Raw genomic sequence first — 17609 nt, forward strand, 5'->3', positions numbered from 1 at the left:
GGAATGAATCCGGTTACACCCTGATAAGGCGATCTTATGAAACAAAAAGTGGTTAGCATTGGTGATATCAACGTAGCAAACGACCTGCCTTTCGTCCTGTTTGGTGGGATGAACGTGCTGGAATCCCGCGATCTCGCGATGCGCATCTGCGAACACTACGTGACGGTTACGCAGAAGCTGGGCATTCCTTACGTGTTCAAAGCCTCTTTTGATAAAGCCAACCGTTCTTCCATCCACTCCTATCGTGGTCCGGGTCTGGAAGAAGGGATGAAAATCTTCCAGGAGCTGAAGCAGACCTTCGGCGTGAAAATCATTACTGACGTTCACGAAGCCAGCCAGGCGCAGCCGGTTGCCGACGTGGTGGACGTGATTCAGCTGCCGGCGTTCCTCGCTCGTCAGACCGATCTGGTGGAAGCGATGGCGAAAACTGGCGCGGTCATCAACGTCAAGAAACCGCAGTTTGTCAGCCCGGGCCAGATGGGCAACATCGTTGACAAGTTCATTGAAGGCGGTAACGACAAAGTTATCCTGTGTGACCGTGGCGCGAACTTCGGTTACGACAACCTGGTTGTCGATATGCTGGGCTTTGGCGTGATGAAAAAAGCGTCCAACAACTCCCCGGTTATCTTCGACGTGACCCACGCGCTGCAGTGCCGCGACCCGTTTGGCGCTGCTTCCGGCGGTCGTCGTGCGCAGGTTGCCGAACTGGCTCGTGCCGGTATGGCTGTCGGTATTGCGGGTCTGTTTATCGAAGCACACCCGGACCCGGAACATGCGAAATGCGACGGCCCGTCCGCTCTGCCGCTGGCGAAGCTGGAGCCGTTCCTCAAGCAAATGAAAGCCATCGACGACCTGGTGAAAGGTTTTGATGAGCTGGATACCAGCAACTAAGACCGCGTTGTAAAATGCGAAAAGCCTGCCCGTTGCAAAACCGGCAGGCTTTTTTATATCTCTTTTTCAGGTGATGCGTGGCTAACCCCGGTCGGCAGCGTGCCGCCGGGGGAGGAGCATCAGGCGAAAATCGTCATCAGATAGGCGGCAAACAGCGCCAGATGCGCGGCACCGTTCAGCACGTTGGTGCGCCCGGTAGAGAACGAGATATGGCACAGCACCAGCGAGGCGACCATCACAATCATTTCCGGGGCGCCAAGACCAAAGTGCAGCTCATTCCCGGTTAAGAAAGCGATTAAGGTCACCACCGGCACGGTCAACGATATGGTGGCCAGCACCGAACCGAAGAACAGGTTCATGGCGCGCTGGACCTGATTGTTCAGCACCGCTTTCAGCGCTCCCAGCCCTTCCGGCGAGAGGATTAACAGGGCCACCAGGAAACCGGTAAAGGCCACCGGCGCATTCATGCTGGTCAGCAGCGTCTCAAGCGGGTTGGCGTTCATTTTGGTTACGGCGATAACCGCCACCAGGTGAACCAGCAGCCAGGCGGTGTGCCAGGCGCTGCTGTGCGCGGATGGCTTGCCGTGATGCGGGTCATCGTCGTCGCTGTCATCTTCATGCTCATAGATAAACAGGCTCTGGTGCGTTTTGGTCTGTATCAGCAGGAATACGCCGTACATGGCGGCGGAAATCAACGCCACCAGCAGTGCCTGACCGGTGCTGAAATTGGCCCCTGGCAGCGCCATCGGGAACACCAGCACGATGATCGCCAGCGGGAACAGGGCGATGAGGTACTGCTTAATACCGAATAAATTCATGTACTGGGTGGCGAATTTGCGCCCGCCCAGCAGCAGAGAAAAGCCAACCAGGCCGCCGGTGACGATCATGATGATCGAATAGAGCGTATCGCGCATCAGCGTCGGGGCCGCGTCGCCGGTCGCCATTAAGGCGGAAATCAGGCTGACTTCAAGAATAACCACGGAAAGGCTTAAAATTAACGAACCGTACGGCTCTCCCAGGCGGTGTGCCAGCACGTCGGCATGGCGGACTACGCTAAAGGCGCTACATAAAATCCCCACCAGGGCCAGAATATTAATGCCGATAACCGCTGGCAGCGACTGACTACTTCCGAAGAAGATCAGCACCGCCAGCGCCAGAATCGGGAAAATAAGCGATGTCTCCTTGTGGCGGGTTTTCACCGCCTCATGTGCATTCGTCATGAACCATCTCCATTTTTGCAGGTGTTTTACCCGTCATACTTCAAGCTGCATCGGTGTTGGCTGCGCCCGCGCGCTCCTGTCACCTACCGGTGTAAGCTCCCTGGGAGCACCTTGAATTACTTAGGGGTTATAATTATAGATAACGTAATTCGATAAAATAACAGAGATTACGTAATAAGATGCATTTTTTTACTTTTATTTACGGCTATTTCATGAAAGTTTGTCGGGGTTGCTGAAAGTTGCTGTTAATTATGTTTTGTTCTTATTATTCATGTTGTTGATTAAATATATTCACATCTAACTCATCCAATAATCGCCGCTATACGCCATTCAGATGTCAGTTTTCAGCGTAATCGCATGGTAAGTCTTCCTTATGGCAGTAAATCAGCACGTGCTGTGAAATTCATCCCGATGCGCTGATTATCGCCGCCCGCTCAGACGGTGATGTGACGCCACATCGGCAGGCCCGGGCAAGCGCCGCAGCAAGGGCAAACGGCAGGTATAAGAAAAAACAATCTGTTGTTGTGCCTCATCTGCTGGTACTTGCCTTGCCAACATGTCGTTCATTGCTTATTGTCGATTAAAGCTGGATAATAATTCGGCAATATTACAAGGATGCCATCAGATAATCGCCGGGAAGCGGGCAGTGGCGGAGGTAGTAGAAAGTGTTAACACGTGATTTCTTAATCAATGCAGATTGTAAGACGGCGTTTGGTGCTATTGAGGAATCGCTACTCTGGTCGGCAGAGCAACGGGCAGCCTCGCTGGCTGCGACTCTGGCCTGTCGTCCGGATGCCGGCTCAGTTTGGATTTTTGGCTACGGTTCACTGATGTGGAACCCGGCACTGGATTACCGCGAGTCTTGTACCGGTACGCTGCCGGGCTGGCATCGTGCCTTTTGCCTGCGGCTGACCGCCGGGCGAGGCAGCGCCTGTCAACCCGGGCGGATGCTGGCGCTGAAAGAGGGCGGACGTACCACCGGGGTGGCCTATCGGCTGCCCGATGAGACGCTGGACGAGGAGCTGACCCTGCTGTGGAAGCGGGAGATGATCACCGGATGCTATCTGCCGACCTGGTGCAAGCTGGAGCTTGACGACGGGCGGACGGTCAACGCGCTGGTGTTCATTATGGATCCGCGTCATCCGCTGTTTGAGCCGGACACCAGCGCCCAGGTCATTGCGCCGCTGATCGCCAAAGCCAGCGGGCCGCTCGGTACCAACGCGCAGTATCTTTTCTCGCTCGAACAGGAGCTGTGTAAGCTCGGGATGCACGACGATTGCCTTGACGATCTCGTCGCCAAAGTGCGGAACCTGATTGGGGAAAGCAGCCAGCCAGGGCTGGCGTGACGTGAAGTGTGCCCGGGAACGCCCCGGGCAAGACTTATCAGGCGGGAACGTAGCTGATGGAGTGCTCCAGCGACTGACTGTGGCTGTCAATCAGGACGTTCCAGGTGCCGTTGTAAGGCACGGTTAAATACGCGCTGTCACGATCCTGGACGCTCAGAATGTCCGCGTGGCTGTCGCCAGCGGCTTTCGCGCTCATCATATGAATATGGCAGCGTTCAGAGCACCGAACCACCAGCGTATCGCCACCAAATAACATCAAACTTGTTTTCACCATTGCCATTTACCCACCCCGTTGTTGTCTGTCTACAGCATCCTGCCAGCTCAATCCCGCGCGTGATATTGTTCACACTTTACTCAGTGCATAACACCAAATGGGACGCAGACGAATGCTGATTTTGATCAAAAAAAGGGATAAAGATTAAACAAAAATGATGTTCTGCCTGAAAGCATTCAGCTGGCATATGTTTTCGGTTAACAATTGATGCCAGCATGATATTTAATCCCGCCAGAGGCGGCTTTTTCAGAAGGTGAGGACCTTATCCGCTTCCAGGGTCCACTGCGCCAGTTCAACCAGCGTGCCGATAGCGACACCGTCAATCAGCGGCAGGGTGCTGATCCCCCGACCATCGGTGCAGGTCTTGCACAATTTTACCGGCACATTCTGCGCGGTGAGGATCTCCAGCATCTGCTGGATGTTATAGCCCTCTGCTGGCTTCTGCCCACGCAGACCGGCGGTGACCGCATCAGACATCAAAAAAAGCTTCAGGTCGAGTTCGGACTGCTGCTCGCGCAGGGCAATCGCCAGACGCAGGCTGTTAAACAACGATTCGCTACCGTAGGCTGCGCCGTTGGCGACAATCACAATGCGTTGCATAAAGACTCCTTGGTATAAGGCACGGTTATTGCTAGTAATTGATAGATAAAGCGCAAAGCAAAGTATAAAGAATTAACTCGGGAGGGGATATGAATAACACCGCCGGCACCACCTCTGACGCCAATCGCTGGTTTCACCGCGCGCGGCAGCTGCAAAACGAGCAGCTACGCCAGCTTGCGCAGCTTGGCGCCCTGGCGAATCAGATCAGCGCCCTGGTGCATATGCTGCAGTGTGAACGCGGGGCCTCCAATATCTGGTTATGCACAGAGGGACGGCTGTATGCCGCCGAGTGCCGGGCAAGCTGCGCGCTGGTTGACGAACAGCTGATGGTGTTTCGCACCGCGCTGGAACCCACCCAGGGATGCGCCAGCAGCGCGCTCTGCTGGCGGATTGCCAGCGCGGTCTGGTATCTCGAGCAGCTCCCGCACCTGCGTGATGCCGTTGGCCGCCGCACGATTGTCGCCGAAGAGGCGACAAGCCAGTTTAGCCGCATCATCCGCCACCTGCTGAATATCGTTCCACAGCTCAATGACAGCATCGACGACCCGCAAATCGCCGGCAGCATGGTGGCGCTGTATAGCTTTATGCAGGGCAAAGAGCTGGTAGGACAGGAGCGCGCCCTCGGGGCCTCAGGGTTTGCCCGCGGCCATTTCAGCGACGAATTACGCCAGCGGCTGGTGGACCGGATTGACGGCCAGCAGCCCTGTTTTGACAGCTTTATCGCACTGGCTACTGAGGCGCAGCGGGCGCTGTTTCTGGAGCAGTGCCAGGCGAGCCTGGAGATCGAGCAGTTACGGCGGATCGCCTGTACCCGCCAGCCGGCAGCAGACCGGGGAGAGACGGCGCTGCGCTGGTTTTGCGCCCAGACCCAACGGCTGGAGCAGATGCGCGGTCTGGAGGAGCACCTGATTGATGGCCTGCTCAACGCCGCCGACCGGTTGCTCAGCGGCGAAGAACCGCCGATGCCGCCTGCCGGCTGGTCGGAAGAGGACGAAGGCGACGGCGTCGCGCGGCGGCTGGACAAACAGCTGCTGCCGCTGGTTCGCCAGCAGGCCTTCGAGCTGCAGCAGCTCTCCGGGCAGCTGGCCTCGTTAAAGGATGCCCTGGAAGAGCGCAAGCTGATCGAAAAGGCCAAAAGCGTGCTGATGGCGCACCAGGGAATGCCGGAAGAACAGGCCTGGCAGACGCTGCGGAAAATGGCGATGGATAAGAATCAGCGGATGGTGGAGATCGCCCGGGCGCTGCTGACGGTGAAGGCGTTATGGCAGGTAACCCCAAAGGAGTAGATGCACAATCAGTGGGCATTTACTGCCAGTCGACGGTGCAAATCGGGCAACGATCCGCACAAAATTAGCGGCAAAAGCGGGTAAAACGGCCCGTGACAAACCTGGCATCCGCGTTGCATTAGATAATCCGAGTGAATAAAAGTTTTGGGCAACGGGCCAACGACGGTCAGTGTGTCCATGGATAAAGGCGTCCTGCAGTGCGTAAGCACTGCCGGGCGCTTTTTTTTTGCGCGTTCTGGAGCGGGTATGGGCGATAAATTTTCGATTTCACGGCGGCGTTTTATACAGGCGGGTGCCGCGCTGGGCGGCGCCATGTTGCTGCCTGGCATGATGCACGGCGCGTGGGCAGCGGGCTCCGATAAACCGGAGCAAACCACCGTCCGGGTGGGATTTATTCCGCTTACGGACTGCGCGCCGATAGCCATCGCGTCATTGAAAGGATTCGACAAGAAATATGGCATTACCCTGGTGCCGACCAAAGAGGCCAGCTGGGCGGCGGTGCGGGACAAGCTGATCGCCGGTGAGCTGGATGCGGCGCACATTCTTTACGGTCTGCTGTATGGCCTGGAGCTGGGGATCGCCAGCAAGCCGCAGTCGATGGCCAACCTGATGACCCTCAACCGAAACGGGCAGGCCATCACGCTTTCCAGCGATCTGCAGCAGAAAGGGGTGACCGACCTCGGCGGGCTGAAACGGCTGATTGGTCAAAGCGCGCCGGGTAGCTACACCTTCGCCCACACCTTTCCCACCGGCACTCACGCCATGTGGCTCTATTACTGGCTGGCCAGCGGCGGCATTAACCCGTTTGACGATGTGCGCACCGTGGTGGTGCCACCGCCGCAAATGGTGATGAACATGCGCATTGGCAACATGGTCGGCTTCTGCGTCGGCGAACCGTGGAACGCAAGGGCGATCAACGATCGCATCGGCTTTACCGCCGCGACTTCCCAGGACGTCTGGCCCGAACACCCGGAAAAAATTCTCGGCACCCGTAGCGAATGGGTGGAACGCAACCCCAACACCGCACGAGCGCTGGTGGCGGCGGTGCTGGAGGCCTCGCGCTGGATCGAAGCCTCTGAAGAGAACAAACGCGAGACGGCGCGTATCCTGGCGAAACGCGCATGGCTGAATACCAAAGAGCAGTACCTCGTCGGGCGCATGCTCGGTGAATACGACAACGGGCTGGGGCGTCGCTGGCAGGATGCCCACCCGATTCGCTTCTACGACCAGGGGGAAGTGAGCTTCCCGTGGCTCTCGGACGGCATGTGGTTTTTAACCCAGTTCCGCCGCTGGGGATTGCTGAAAACGGATCCGGATTATCAGGCGGTGGCACAACGCATTAACCGCATTGACGTATGGAAAGAGGCTGCGCAGGCGGTGGGCGGTATCACGCCGCCGTCGACGCTGATGCGCAGCAGCACATTGATGGACGGCACGGTCTGGACGGGGGCCGATCCGCAAGGTTACGCCCGTAGTTTCGCGATTCAACGTAAGGGGGCATGAAATGAAACACGCACACAAAACGCAACCGCCGGTCAGCGCTGAGCATGCGCCGGGCGAAGTCATTATTCTGCCGCCGGTACAGGTCCGGCGGACCACGCCGCCGCTCAGACGCTGGCTGCGCGAAACCGTTCAGCGACTCCTGCCGCCGTTGCTGGGGCTGGGACTGCTGCTGCTGTGCTGGCAGCTGGCAGCGATCAACGGCAAAGGTTTTCCGACGCCGCTCAGCACTCTGGATTCCGCCTTGACGCTATTTGCCGACCCGTTCTATCAGGACGGGCCGAACGATATGGGGATCGGCTGGAACGTGCTGGCGTCGCTGCAACGCGTGGCGGTGGGATTTGGCCTCGCAGCGCTGGTGGGCATCCCGCTGGGCTTTTTGATCGGCCGCTCGCTGTTCTTTGCCCGCATGTTTAATCCGCTGATTGCGCTGCTGCGTCCGGTCAGCCCGCTGGCGTGGCTGCCTATCGGCCTGCTGCTGTTCCAGAAGGCCGAACCGGCCTCCAGCTGGACCATCTTTATCTGCTCGATCTGGCCGATGGTGATCAACACCGCCGAAGGGGTGCGCCGCATTCCGCAGGACTATCTCAACGTGGCCCGGGTTTTACAGCTTTCGGAGTGGACGGTGATGCGCCGCATTCTGTTCCCGGCGGTACTGCCCGCGGTGCTGACCGGCGTGCGTCTGTCCATCGGCATTGCCTGGCTGGTGATCGTCGCCGCCGAAATGCTGACCGGCGGCCTCGGGATCGGTTTCTGGATCTGGAACGAATGGAACAACCTCAACGTGGAAAACATCATCATCGCCATCGTCATTATTGGTGTCGTCGGCCTGCTGCTTGAGCAGGGGCTGATGCTGATCGCTCGCCGCTTCAGCTGGCAGGATAAATAGGAGAGTCGCTATGAAACCATTAATTCAGGTACAGGCCGTGAGCCAGCGTTTCAACACCGCCAGCGGCGAGTTTCTGGCACTGCAAAACGTCTCTTTCGACATCCACGAAGGGGAAACCGTCAGCCTGATTGGCCACTCAGGCTGCGGGAAATCGACGCTGTTAAACCTCATCGCCGGCATTACCTCCCCCACGGAAGGCGGGCTGCTGTGTGATAACCGGGAAATTGCCGGGCCGGGGCCGGAGCGCGCGGTGGTGTTCCAGAACCACTCCCTGCTGCCGTGGCTGACCTGTTTTGACAACGTGGCGCTGGCGGTCGATCAGGTCTTCCGCCGCACCATGAGCAAAGCCGAACGTAAAGCGTGGATCGAACACAACCTGGAGCGGGTACAGATGGGCCACGCCATGTACAAGCGCCCGGGGGAGATCTCCGGCGGTATGAAGCAGCGGGTTGGCATTGCCAGAGCGCTGGCGATGAAGCCGAAGGTGCTGCTGCTGGACGAGCCGTTCGGGGCGCTTGATGCCTTGACCCGCGCCCATCTGCAGGATGCGGTGATGCAGATCCAGCAGGCGCTGAATACCACCATCGTGATGATTACCCACGACGTTGATGAAGCGGTTCTGCTCTCCGATCGCGTGATGATGATGACCAACGGCCCGGCGGCGACGGTGGGGGAAATCCTCAATGTCGATCTGCCGCGCCCGCGGAACCGGGTCCAGCTCGCCGACGACAGTCGCTACCACCATCTGCGTCAGCAGATCCTGCATTTCCTCTACGAAAAGCAGCCGAAAGCGGCGTAAGGGGCGGCGATGAAGCGGCAACTGGTGATTATTGGCAACGGCATGGCGGCCACCCGACTGGCGCAAACGCTGGTGGCGCGGGGGGGCGGCAGATTTCAGATAACGATCATCGGCGACGAACCCTATCAGGCCTACAACCGTATCCAGCTGTCACCGGTCCTCGGCGGGGAAAAAACGCTAGAGCAAACTCAGCTGCTGCCCGCGGAGTGGTATTCGCAGCACGGGGTGACGGTGTTGACCGGCGCATCGGCGCTGGCGGTGGATACCGAGGCGCGCACGCTGCGTACCACCCAGGGGGAATATGGCTGGGATGAACTGATTTTTGCCACCGGTTCACAGGCCATGATTCCGCCGCTGCCCGGAGTCGAGCTGCCGCATGTCTACCCGTTCCGGACGTTTGCCGACGTCAGCCGCATTCTGGCGAGCGGTGGTCCGGCAGTGGTGATCGGCGGCGGGGTGCTGGGCGTCGAGGCCGCAGCGGCGTTACGGCGTAATGGTGACAACGTCACTTTACTGCATCGCGGGCCGTGGCTGATGGAGCAGCAGACCGATGCCTTCGCCGGCCAGCAGCTCCAGCAGCAGCTGACGGAACGGGGGATCGCCTGCGTCACCGGTTGCGCTATTGCCGCGATAAGCGAGCATGAGGTGGTGCTGGAGGATGGCCGGGCGTTTGCGGCCAACCGGGTGGTGCTGGCGACCGGGGTACGCCCGAATATTGCGCTGGCGCAGCGCAGCGGGATTACGTGTCATCGCGGCATCGTCGTCGATCGCCAACTGGCCACCGCGCTGCCGGGGATTAGCGCGCTAGGTGAATGCTGCGAAATTGACGGCGAAACCTGGGGGCTGGTGGCCCCCTGCCTGCGCCAGGCCGAAGTGCTGGCCGAGCGGCTCTGCGGCACACCGGGAGAGGACTTTACCTGGCAGGAGAGCGGTACTCGCCTGAAGGTCACCGGCATCGAACTGTTCAGCGCCGGCGACTTGCGGGCCGCGGAACAGGATCAACAGTGGACCAGTTGGGACCCGCTGGCCCGTCACTACCGGCGTCTGCTGGTGCGCGACGGCATCCTGCGCGGCGTTTTACTGTTTGGCGACTGCCAGCACGCGGCCCCGCTGACCGCGCAGCTCGGCGCCAGCGCGCCAACCGACTGGCTTTTCGACCCTTCTTCAACGCAGCCGCGTGCTGCAGGACATATCACCATGACAAAACCTGTTTTAGTTCTGATCGGCCACGGTATGGTCGGCCACCATTTTCTTGAGCAGTGCGTCAGCCGCAACCTGCATCAACAGTTTCGGATCGTGGTGTTTGGCGAAGAACGCTACGCCGCGTATGACCGGGTGCATCTCTCGGAGTATTTTGCCGGACGCAGCGCGCAGTCACTGTCGCTGGTGGAGGGGGATTTCTTCAATCAGCACGGCATTGAGCTGCGGCTGTCTGCGCCGGTGGCGAGTATCGACCGCGAAGCACGGCTGGTGCGCGATGCCAGCGGGCATGAAACCCACTGGGACAAACTGGTGCTGGCCACCGGCTCATATCCCTTCGTCCCGCCGGTGCCGGGCCACGACAGTGACGGCTGCTTTGTCTACCGTACGCTGGACGACCTTGACCGTATCGCCGCCTGTGCCAGTACCGCCAGACGCGGGGTGGTGATTGGCGGTGGCCTGCTGGGGCTGGAAGCCGCCAACGCTCTGAAGCAACTGGGGCTGGAAACCCACGTCGTCGAGTTTGCCCCCAACCTGATGGCGGTGCAGCTGGATAGTGCTGGCGCGGCGATGCTGCGTGAGAAAATCACCGCCATTGGCGTCGGCGTACACACCAGTAAGGCAACCCAGGCGATTGTGCCGCACGACGACGGTCTGGTGCTGAATTTTGCCGATGGCGGGTCGCTGTCCACCGACATGGTGGTGTTCTCGGCCGGGATTCGCCCGCAGGACTCGCTGGCGCGCAGCGGCGGCCTGACGGTGGGCGAGCGCGGCGGGATCTGCATCGATGACCAGTGCCGCACCTCCGACCCCGACGTACTGGCGATTGGCGAGTGCGCTCTGTGGGACAACAAAATCTATGGCCTGGTGGCGCCGGGCTATCAGATGGCGCGAACCGCGGCGGCGCAGCTGGCCGGAGAAGATGCTGGGTTCAGCGGCGCCGATATGAGCACCAAACTGAAACTGTTAGGCATCGACGTGGCCTCTTTCGGCGATGCGCAGGGGCGTACCCCGGGCAGTCAAAGCTATCAGTGGACCCATGGGCCGGAGCAAATCTACAAGAAAATCGTGGTGAGCGAGGACGGGAAAACCCTGCTCGGGGGCGTGCTGGTGGGCGATGCCAGCGATTATGCCACCCTGCTGCAAATGATGTTGAACGCAATGGCGCTGCCCGCGCGCCCGGAAAGCCTGATTCTGCCTGCGCTGGAGGGGAGTGCCCCGAAAGCGCTGGGGGTGGCGGCGCTGCCGGACAGCGCGCAGATTTGCTCCTGCCACAACGTCAGCAAAGGCGATATCTGCCAGGCGGTGAACGATGGCGCGGGCGACATGGCGGCGCTGAAAAGCTGCACCAAAGCCGCCACCGGCTGCGGCGGCTGCAGTGCGCTGGTCAAACAGGTGATGGAGTATCAGCTTGCGGCCCAGGGCGTCGAGGTCAAAAAAGATATCTGCGAGCACTTCCCGTGGTCGCGCCAGGAGATCTATCACCTTGTGCGGGTCAACCATATCCGTACCTTTGACCAGCTGATTAGCCGCTACGGGCAGGGGCACGGCTGCGAAATTTGCAAACCGCTGGTGGCGTCGGTTCTCGCTTCCTGCTGGAACGAGTATCTACTGAAACCGGCGCATTTGCCGCTGCAGGACACCAACGACCGCTACTTTGCCAATATCCAGAAAGACGGCACCTATTCGGTGGTGCCGCGGATGGCGGCGGGGGAAGTGACGCCGGACGGGCTGATTGCCATCGGCCAGATTGCCAAACGCTATCAGCTGTATAGCAAAATTACCGGCGGCCAGCGTATTGACCTGTTTGGCGCCCGGCTGGAGTCGCTGCCGGATATCTGGCGCGAGCTGGCGAATGCCGGGTTTGAAACCGGGCACGCCTACGGCAAATCGCTGCGCACGGTGAAATCCTGCGTCGGCTCGACCTGGTGCCGCTATGGCGTGCAGGATTCAACGGGGCTGGCGGTGACCCTCGAACATCGCTACAAAGGGCTGCGCGCGCCGCACAAAATCAAAATGGCGGTCTCCGGCTGTACCCGGGAATGCGCCGAGGCGCAGGGGAAAGATATTGGGGTGATTGCCACGGAAAAGGGCTGGAATCTCTACGTCTGCGGCAACGGCGGCATGAAGCCGCGTCACGCCGATCTGTTTGTCAGCGATATCGACGACGCGACGCTGATCCGCACGGTGGATCGCCTGCTGATGTTCTATATCCGGACCGCCGACCGGCTGCAGCGCACCAGCACCTGGATGGACAACCTCGAAGGCGGCGTCGACTACCTGCGGGAGGTGATCCTCAACGACAGCCTCGGCATTGGCGAAGAGCTGGAGCAGGAGATGGCGCGGGTGGTGGAGAGCTATCAGTGCGAGTGGCAGACCACCCTGAACGATCCGCAGCGGCTGGCGCTGTTCCGCTCTTACGTTAACAGCGAGCAGCCGGATGAAGCGGTGCAGCGGCACAGCCTGCGCGGCCAGCCGCAGCCGGTCGCTACGCCGATACACCGTGAGGGCGCGGCCTCGTCCCGCCCATGGCAGGCCATTTGCGCGCTGGACGCCATCCCCGCCGAGGCCGGGATCGGCGCGCGGCTCGGGGAGCGGCAGATTGCGCTGTTCCGCTTCGGCGAGCAGGTTTACGCCCTCGACAATCTGGAGCCCGGCAGCGATGCCAACGTCTTGTCGCGCGGCATCCTGGGCGATGCCGGGGGCGAGCCGATAGTCATTTCGCCGCTGTATAAACAGCGCATTCGTCTGCGCGATGGCCGCCCGTGCGAAGGCGGCGAGCCGGCGGTTCGCGCCTGGCCGGTGAAGGTGGAAAACGGCACGGTATGGGTCGGAAACCAGGTGCTGCTGGCCCGGGCGGAGGCGTCTTAATGAAGGAAACCCGAACCACGTGCCCCTATTGCGGGGTCGGCTGCGGCGTGCTGGTCCAGGTGGCGGAAAACGGCCAGGTCAACGTGCGCGGCGATGAGCAGCATCCGGCTAACCTGGGGCGCCTGTGCGTTAAAGGGGCGGCGCTTGGGGAGACCACTGGTCTGGCAGGGCGACTGCTGACGCCGGAGCTCGATGGCGAACCCGTCAGCTGGTCGCAGGCGCTGGAGGCGGCAGGAAGCCGCCTGCGGGAGATCATTGCGCAGCATGGCCCGCAGGCGGTGGCCTTTTACGCCTCGGGGCAGCTGCTTACCGAAGACTATTACGCGGCGAATAAACTGATGAAGGGATTTATCGGCGCCGCCAATATCGATACCAACTCGCGGCTGTGCATGTCCTCCGCGGTGACCGGCTATAAGCGCGCGTTTGGCGCCGATGTGGTTCCGTGCAGTTATGAGGATGTGGAATGCAGCGATCTGGTGGTGCTGGTCGGCTCGAATGCCGCCTGGGCGCATCCGGTCCTGTATCAGCGGCTGGTGCAGGCGAAGCGCGACAATCCACAGATGAAAGTGGTGGTGATCGATCCGCGACGCACCGCTACCTGCGATATCGCCGACAGCCACCTGGCGCTGGCACCCGGCAGCGATGGCGGGCTGTTTGTCGGCCTGCTGAACGCCATTGCCGGGACCGGCGAGCTGACGGGCGACTTTCGCGACCAGCCGCAGGCGCTGGCGGCAGCAGAAGCGTGGACGACGGCGAAAGTGGCCGATTTTTGCGGGCTGGATGAACCGCAGGTGGCGGCGTTCTATCGTGATTTTATTGCCGCGCCGCGGGCGATAACCCTCTACACCATGGGAATCAACCAGTCGGCCAGCGGTAGCGATAAGTGTAATGCCATTATTAACGCCCACCTGGCCTGCGGCAAATATGGCCGTGCGGGCTGCGGGCCATTTTCGCTGACCGGACAGCCAAACGCCATGGGCGGGCGCGAAGTGGGCGGGCTGGCGACTATGCTGGCGGCGCATATGAATTTTGAGCCTGAGGATCTGCAGCGGCTGTCGCGCTTCTGGGGCAGTGAGCGGCTGGCGCAAACTCCGGGTCTGACGGCGGTGGAGCTGTTTGCGGCGATCGGCCGCGGCGAGGTGAAAGCGGTGTGGATTATGGGGACCAACCCGGTGGTGTCGCTGCCGGACAGCCATGCCGTCAGCCAGGCGCTGGCGGCTTGCCCGCTGGTGATGGTTTCCGATGTCACCGCCGGCACCGACACCGCCGCCTTCGCCCATATCCGCTTTCCGGCGCTGGCGTGGGGCGAAAAAAATGGCACCGTCACCAATTCGGAACGGCGCATTTCCCGGCAGCGTAGTTTTTTGCCGCCGCCGGGAGAGGCGAAAGCCGACTGGTGGATCATTGCCCGGGTCGCCGAACAGTTGGGGTATGGCGAGGCGTTTGCCTGGCGCCATCCGCATGAGGTGTTCAGCGAGCATGCGGCGCTTTCGGGGTTTGAAAATAATGGCCAGCGGGCGTTTGATATTGGCGGGCTGGCGCAGCTGAGCCGTGAGGCGTGGGATGATCTGGCCCCGGTTCGCTGGCCGGTCAGCCAACGCGGTAGCGATCTCAATATTCAGCAGGGCTGGCATCGCGATGGCCGCTTGCGGATGGTGCCGGTGACGCCGCAGGGCACCCGGGCGGTCACCGACGCTTTTTATCCGCTGATCCTCAATAGCGGCCGCATCCGCGATCAGTGGCACACCATGACCCGCACCGGAAGCGTGCCGCGTCTGATGCAGCATATCGCCGAACCGCTGGTGGAAGTTGCGGCGACGGATGCCGTGCGCCTGCAGCTGAACGACGGCGCACTGGCGCGGATCCGCTCGCCTCATGGCGTTATGGTGGCGAAAGTGAGCGTCAGCCACGGGCAGCGGCCTGGTTCACTGTTCGTCCCGATGCACTGGAATAACCAGTTTGCGCGCCATGGGCGGGTGAATAATCTGCTGGCGGCGGTGACCGACCGGTGGTCCGGTCAGCCGGAGAGCAAGCAGGTGGCGGTGGCGATTGCCCCGTGGCAACCGGCCTGGCAGGGCGAACTGTTTTGTCGCCAGCCGGTGTCGCTCCCGGCTTCAGCGCACTGGCGGCGTCGCGCCGCGTCGGGCGTCAGCCATTTCTCGTTAGCCGGGGAAGAGAGCCCGCGTCGGTGGTTAACCGACTGGTGCCACCAGCAGGGGTGGCAGATGCAGGTAGCCGATGCCGGTACGGTCTGGAACCTGCTGGCCTGGCATGACGGGCAGTTGATGCTCGGCTGGTGGAGTGACGCCGCTGAGCCGACAATCGATGCCGGGTGGATTGCCGATGCCTTTAACGTAACGTCGCCCGAACCGGCGTTGCGCCACGCGCTGCTCGGCGGCAAAAAAGGCGGGGATGTGCTGCCGCCGGGGCGTATCGTTTGCAGCTGTTTTAGCGTGGGTGAGCGGGCCATCAGCGAGGCGATTGCCAGTGGCTGTCGTACGGCCGGTGAGCTGGGTAAGGCATTGAAATGCGGGACCAACTGCGGCTCCTGCATTCCGGAACTTAAAGCGCTGCTGGCGGAGGTGAAAACACCGGCATGAGATTCAGTATATTCCTGAAATTTTCCCTGAGGCTGCGAGGGGCGGCAAAAAACGGTAAACTGACCCGTAGATGTGTTTATTAATGAGTTAACCTAATCCGTTCAATGTTGTTGTCGTACCGCGTGGCCCCACTCCTTGCGATACCCTTGCTGCTGGCAGGGGGTCCTGCCTGTGCTCTGCAAGACAGCCAGCCGTTCAGTGAAAAACAGGCGGCGCTCCCGGACCTGGGGATTGCTCCGCAGGTTGATGATGATGCCCGCCACTTTGCCGAAATGGCCAAAAAATTTGGCGAGGCCAGCATGAGCGATAATGGCCTGACCACGGGCGAGCAGGCGCGCATGATGGCGATCGGTAAGCTGGGTAACGAGGTCAGCCATCAACTGGAAAACTGGCTTTCGCCCTGGGGCAATGCCAATGTCGATCTGCTGGTGGATAAAGAAGGTCACTTTACCGGCAGTAAAGGCAGCTGGTTTATTCCGCTGCAGGATAACGGCGACTATCTGACCTGGAACCAGTATTCCGTGACCCAACGGGATAACGATCTGGTGGGCAACATCGGCCTGGGGCAGCGCTGGCGAAAAGGCGACTGGCTGCTGGGCTACAACTCTTTCTACGATAAAGTGTTGGGTGAAAGTATGGCGCGAGGCAGCGTCGGGGCCGAGGCGTGGGGGGAATATCTGCGCCTGTCGGCCAACTATTACCATCCTGTCGGCAGCTGGCAACGCAACGAAAGCCTGACTCAGGAGCAGCGCATGGCCAGCGGTTACGATGTAACCGCCCAGGCGCGCCTGCCGTTTTATCAACACATTAATACCAGCGTCAGCGTCGAGCAGTATTTTGGCGATAGCGTCGACCTGTTCCATTCTGGTACCGGCTACCATAACCCGGTGGCGGTCTCGGTGGGACTTAACTATACGCCGGTGCCGCTGGTGACCATGACGGCAAAACATAAGCAGGGCGAGAACGGCATCAGCCAGAATAACGTGGGGCTGAATCTGAATTACCGCTTCGGCGTACCGCTCAAGCAGCAGCTGGCGGCCGATGAAGTAGCGGCCAGCCGGTCGTTACGCGGCAGCCGTTACGACAGCCCGGAGCGCGATAATCTGCCGGTGGTGGAGTACCGACAGCGTAAATCGCTGTCAGTCTATCTGGCGACGCCGCCGTGGGACCTGCATTCGGGAGAAACGGTGCAGCTGAAGCTACAAATTCGCAGCCTGCATGGCGTTAAATCACTGAAATGGCAGGGCGATACCCAGCAGCTGAGCCTCACCGCGCCAGCGAACGCCAGCAGCACGGACGGCTGGAGCGTGATCCTGCCGGTATGGGACACTACGCCGGGAGCGGCAAACGTCTGGCATCTGTCGGTGGTGGTGGAAGATGATGCGGGTCAGCGCGTCTCCTCCAATGAGATAGCGCTGGCGCTGACCGAGCCGCTGGTTAAGTTCTCGGCCGAGGGCATCTCCTGGCAGGAAACGCCTTAGAAAATCCGCTCCTGATGCACCCAGACCGCGGCTTCCACGCGGGATTTCAGCTTCATTTTCTTCAGCATATGTTTCACATGCACCTTCACGGTACTTTCGGTGATCTCCAGACGACGGGCGATCATTTTGTTCGGCAGTCCCTGGGCGATCAGCTTGAGAATATCGCGCTCGCGCGGCGTCAGCTGGTTGATATCGCGGTCTGAGGTAGCACGGTTAGCGCGCAGGCTGGCCGCCAGCACCGGGGTTAAGGCTTCGCTGAGCACCATTTCGCCGGCCGCGGCCTGCTGCAAGGCTTTGAGCAGATCTTCCGGCTCCATATCTTTCAGCAGATAGCCGTCGGCGCCGCGTTTTAACGCGGTGACCACGTCTTCTTCATGGTTGGAGACGCTGAAGACCACAATCCGCCCGGAAAGCGACTTTTCGCGCAGCTTATCAAGGGTCTCCAGGCCGTTCATGCCTGGCATGTTGAGATCCAGCAGGATCAGATCGGGATCGAGAGTTTCTGCAAGAGCGATACCCTGTTCGCCGTTGCTGGCCTCGCCAATAACCTGAATATCGCTTGCCATGCTAACGAGTTGCTTCACGCCGGTGCGCAGCATCGGGTGATCATCAATGAGCAGGATGGTGGCCCGTTCCTGTTGAGTCATAGGGT

At 60.4% G+C, this 17609-nt stretch carries 13 protein-coding genes; 9 read left to right on the plus strand and 4 right to left on the minus strand.

All coding sequences use genetic code 11. The features are described 5' to 3' along the window. The first annotated feature begins 36 nt into the window (after positions 1-36). The gene (kdsA, locus tag HF679_RS03650) at positions 37-891 is read left to right on the plus strand and encodes a 3-deoxy-8-phosphooctulonate synthase (protein ID WP_123754767.1); all 855 of its coding nucleotides are present in this window, start codon (positions 37-39) and stop codon (positions 889-891) included. Between the two features lie 119 nt (positions 892-1010). Here kdsA and chaA read toward each other — a convergent pair whose 3' ends face one another. Then, the gene (gene chaA / locus HF679_RS03655) at positions 1011-2111 is read right to left on the minus strand and encodes a sodium-potassium/proton antiporter ChaA (protein ID WP_123754766.1); all 1101 of its coding nucleotides are present in this window, start codon (positions 2109-2111) and stop codon (positions 1011-1013) included. 665 nt (positions 2112-2776) lie between these two features. On the opposite strand from chaA, the gene HF679_RS03660 reads away from it, so the two are divergent. Then, positions 2777-3457, plus strand: a complete 681-nt coding sequence (locus tag HF679_RS03660) for a gamma-glutamylcyclotransferase (protein ID WP_123754765.1) — start codon at positions 2777-2779, stop codon at positions 3455-3457. A gap of 37 nt (positions 3458-3494) precedes the next feature. Here HF679_RS03660 and HF679_RS03665 read toward each other — a convergent pair whose 3' ends face one another. Continuing rightward, complete coding sequence (locus HF679_RS03665) at positions 3495-3737, minus strand: DUF1883 domain-containing protein (RefSeq protein ID WP_123754764.1); 243 nt, start codon at positions 3735-3737, stop codon at positions 3495-3497. A 240-nt stretch (positions 3738-3977) separates the two neighbouring features. After that, the gene (locus HF679_RS03670; protein WP_123754763.1) at positions 3978-4331 is read right to left on the minus strand and encodes a DsrE/DsrF/TusD sulfur relay family protein; all 354 of its coding nucleotides are present in this window, start codon (positions 4329-4331) and stop codon (positions 3978-3980) included. An 89-nt stretch (positions 4332-4420) separates the two neighbouring features. Here HF679_RS03670 and nasR point away from each other — a divergent pair, with 89 nt between their 5' ends. The 7 genes from nasR (at position 4421) to HF679_RS03705 (ending at position 16957) form a co-directional block, all read left to right on the plus strand. Beyond that, positions 4421-5617, plus strand: a complete 1197-nt coding sequence (nasR, locus tag HF679_RS03675; RefSeq protein ID WP_123754762.1) for a nitrate regulatory protein NasR — start codon at positions 4421-4423, stop codon at positions 5615-5617. Between the two features lie 246 nt (positions 5618-5863). Next, entirely contained in the window at positions 5864-7120 is a 1257-nt protein-coding gene (locus HF679_RS03680) for a CmpA/NrtA family ABC transporter substrate-binding protein (RefSeq protein WP_123754761.1), read from the plus strand. Between the two features lies 1 nt (position 7121). Continuing rightward, positions 7122-8006 carry a nitrate ABC transporter permease gene (gene ntrB / locus HF679_RS03685; RefSeq protein WP_123754760.1) on the plus strand — a complete coding sequence of 295 codons (885 nt, stop codon included), beginning with the start codon at positions 7122-7124 and terminating at the stop codon, positions 8004-8006. Positions 8007-8016: 10 nt separating this feature from the next. Further along, complete coding sequence (locus tag HF679_RS03690; protein ID WP_123754759.1) at positions 8017-8805, plus strand: ABC transporter ATP-binding protein; 789 nt, start codon at positions 8017-8019, stop codon at positions 8803-8805. Positions 8806-8814: 9 nt separating this feature from the next. After that, the gene (gene nirB / locus HF679_RS03695; RefSeq protein WP_187042624.1) at positions 8815-12876 is read left to right on the plus strand and encodes a nitrite reductase large subunit NirB; all 4062 of its coding nucleotides are present in this window, start codon (positions 8815-8817) and stop codon (positions 12874-12876) included. Next, a complete protein-coding gene (locus HF679_RS03700) occupies positions 12876-15476 on the plus strand; it encodes a nitrate reductase (protein ID WP_187042625.1) in 2601 nt (866 codons plus the stop codon). The genes nirB and HF679_RS03700 overlap by 1 nt, the downstream gene beginning before the upstream one ends. 104 nt (positions 15477-15580) lie before the next feature. Next, entirely contained in the window at positions 15581-16957 is a 1377-nt protein-coding gene (locus HF679_RS03705) for a YchO/YchP family invasin (RefSeq protein ID WP_187042626.1), read from the plus strand. Here the strand turns inward: HF679_RS03705 and narL are convergent. Then, positions 16954-17604 (minus strand): two-component system response regulator NarL, encoded by a 651-nt coding sequence (gene narL / locus HF679_RS03710; RefSeq protein WP_123754755.1) that lies wholly within the window; start codon positions 17602-17604, stop codon positions 16954-16956. The genes HF679_RS03705 and narL overlap by 4 nt on opposite strands. Positions 17605-17609: the final 5 nt, after the last annotated feature.

This window comes from Enterobacter sp. JUb54 (assembly GCF_014298075.1).
Taxonomy (GTDB): Bacteria; Pseudomonadota; Gammaproteobacteria; order Enterobacterales; family Enterobacteriaceae; genus Klebsiella; species Klebsiella lignicola.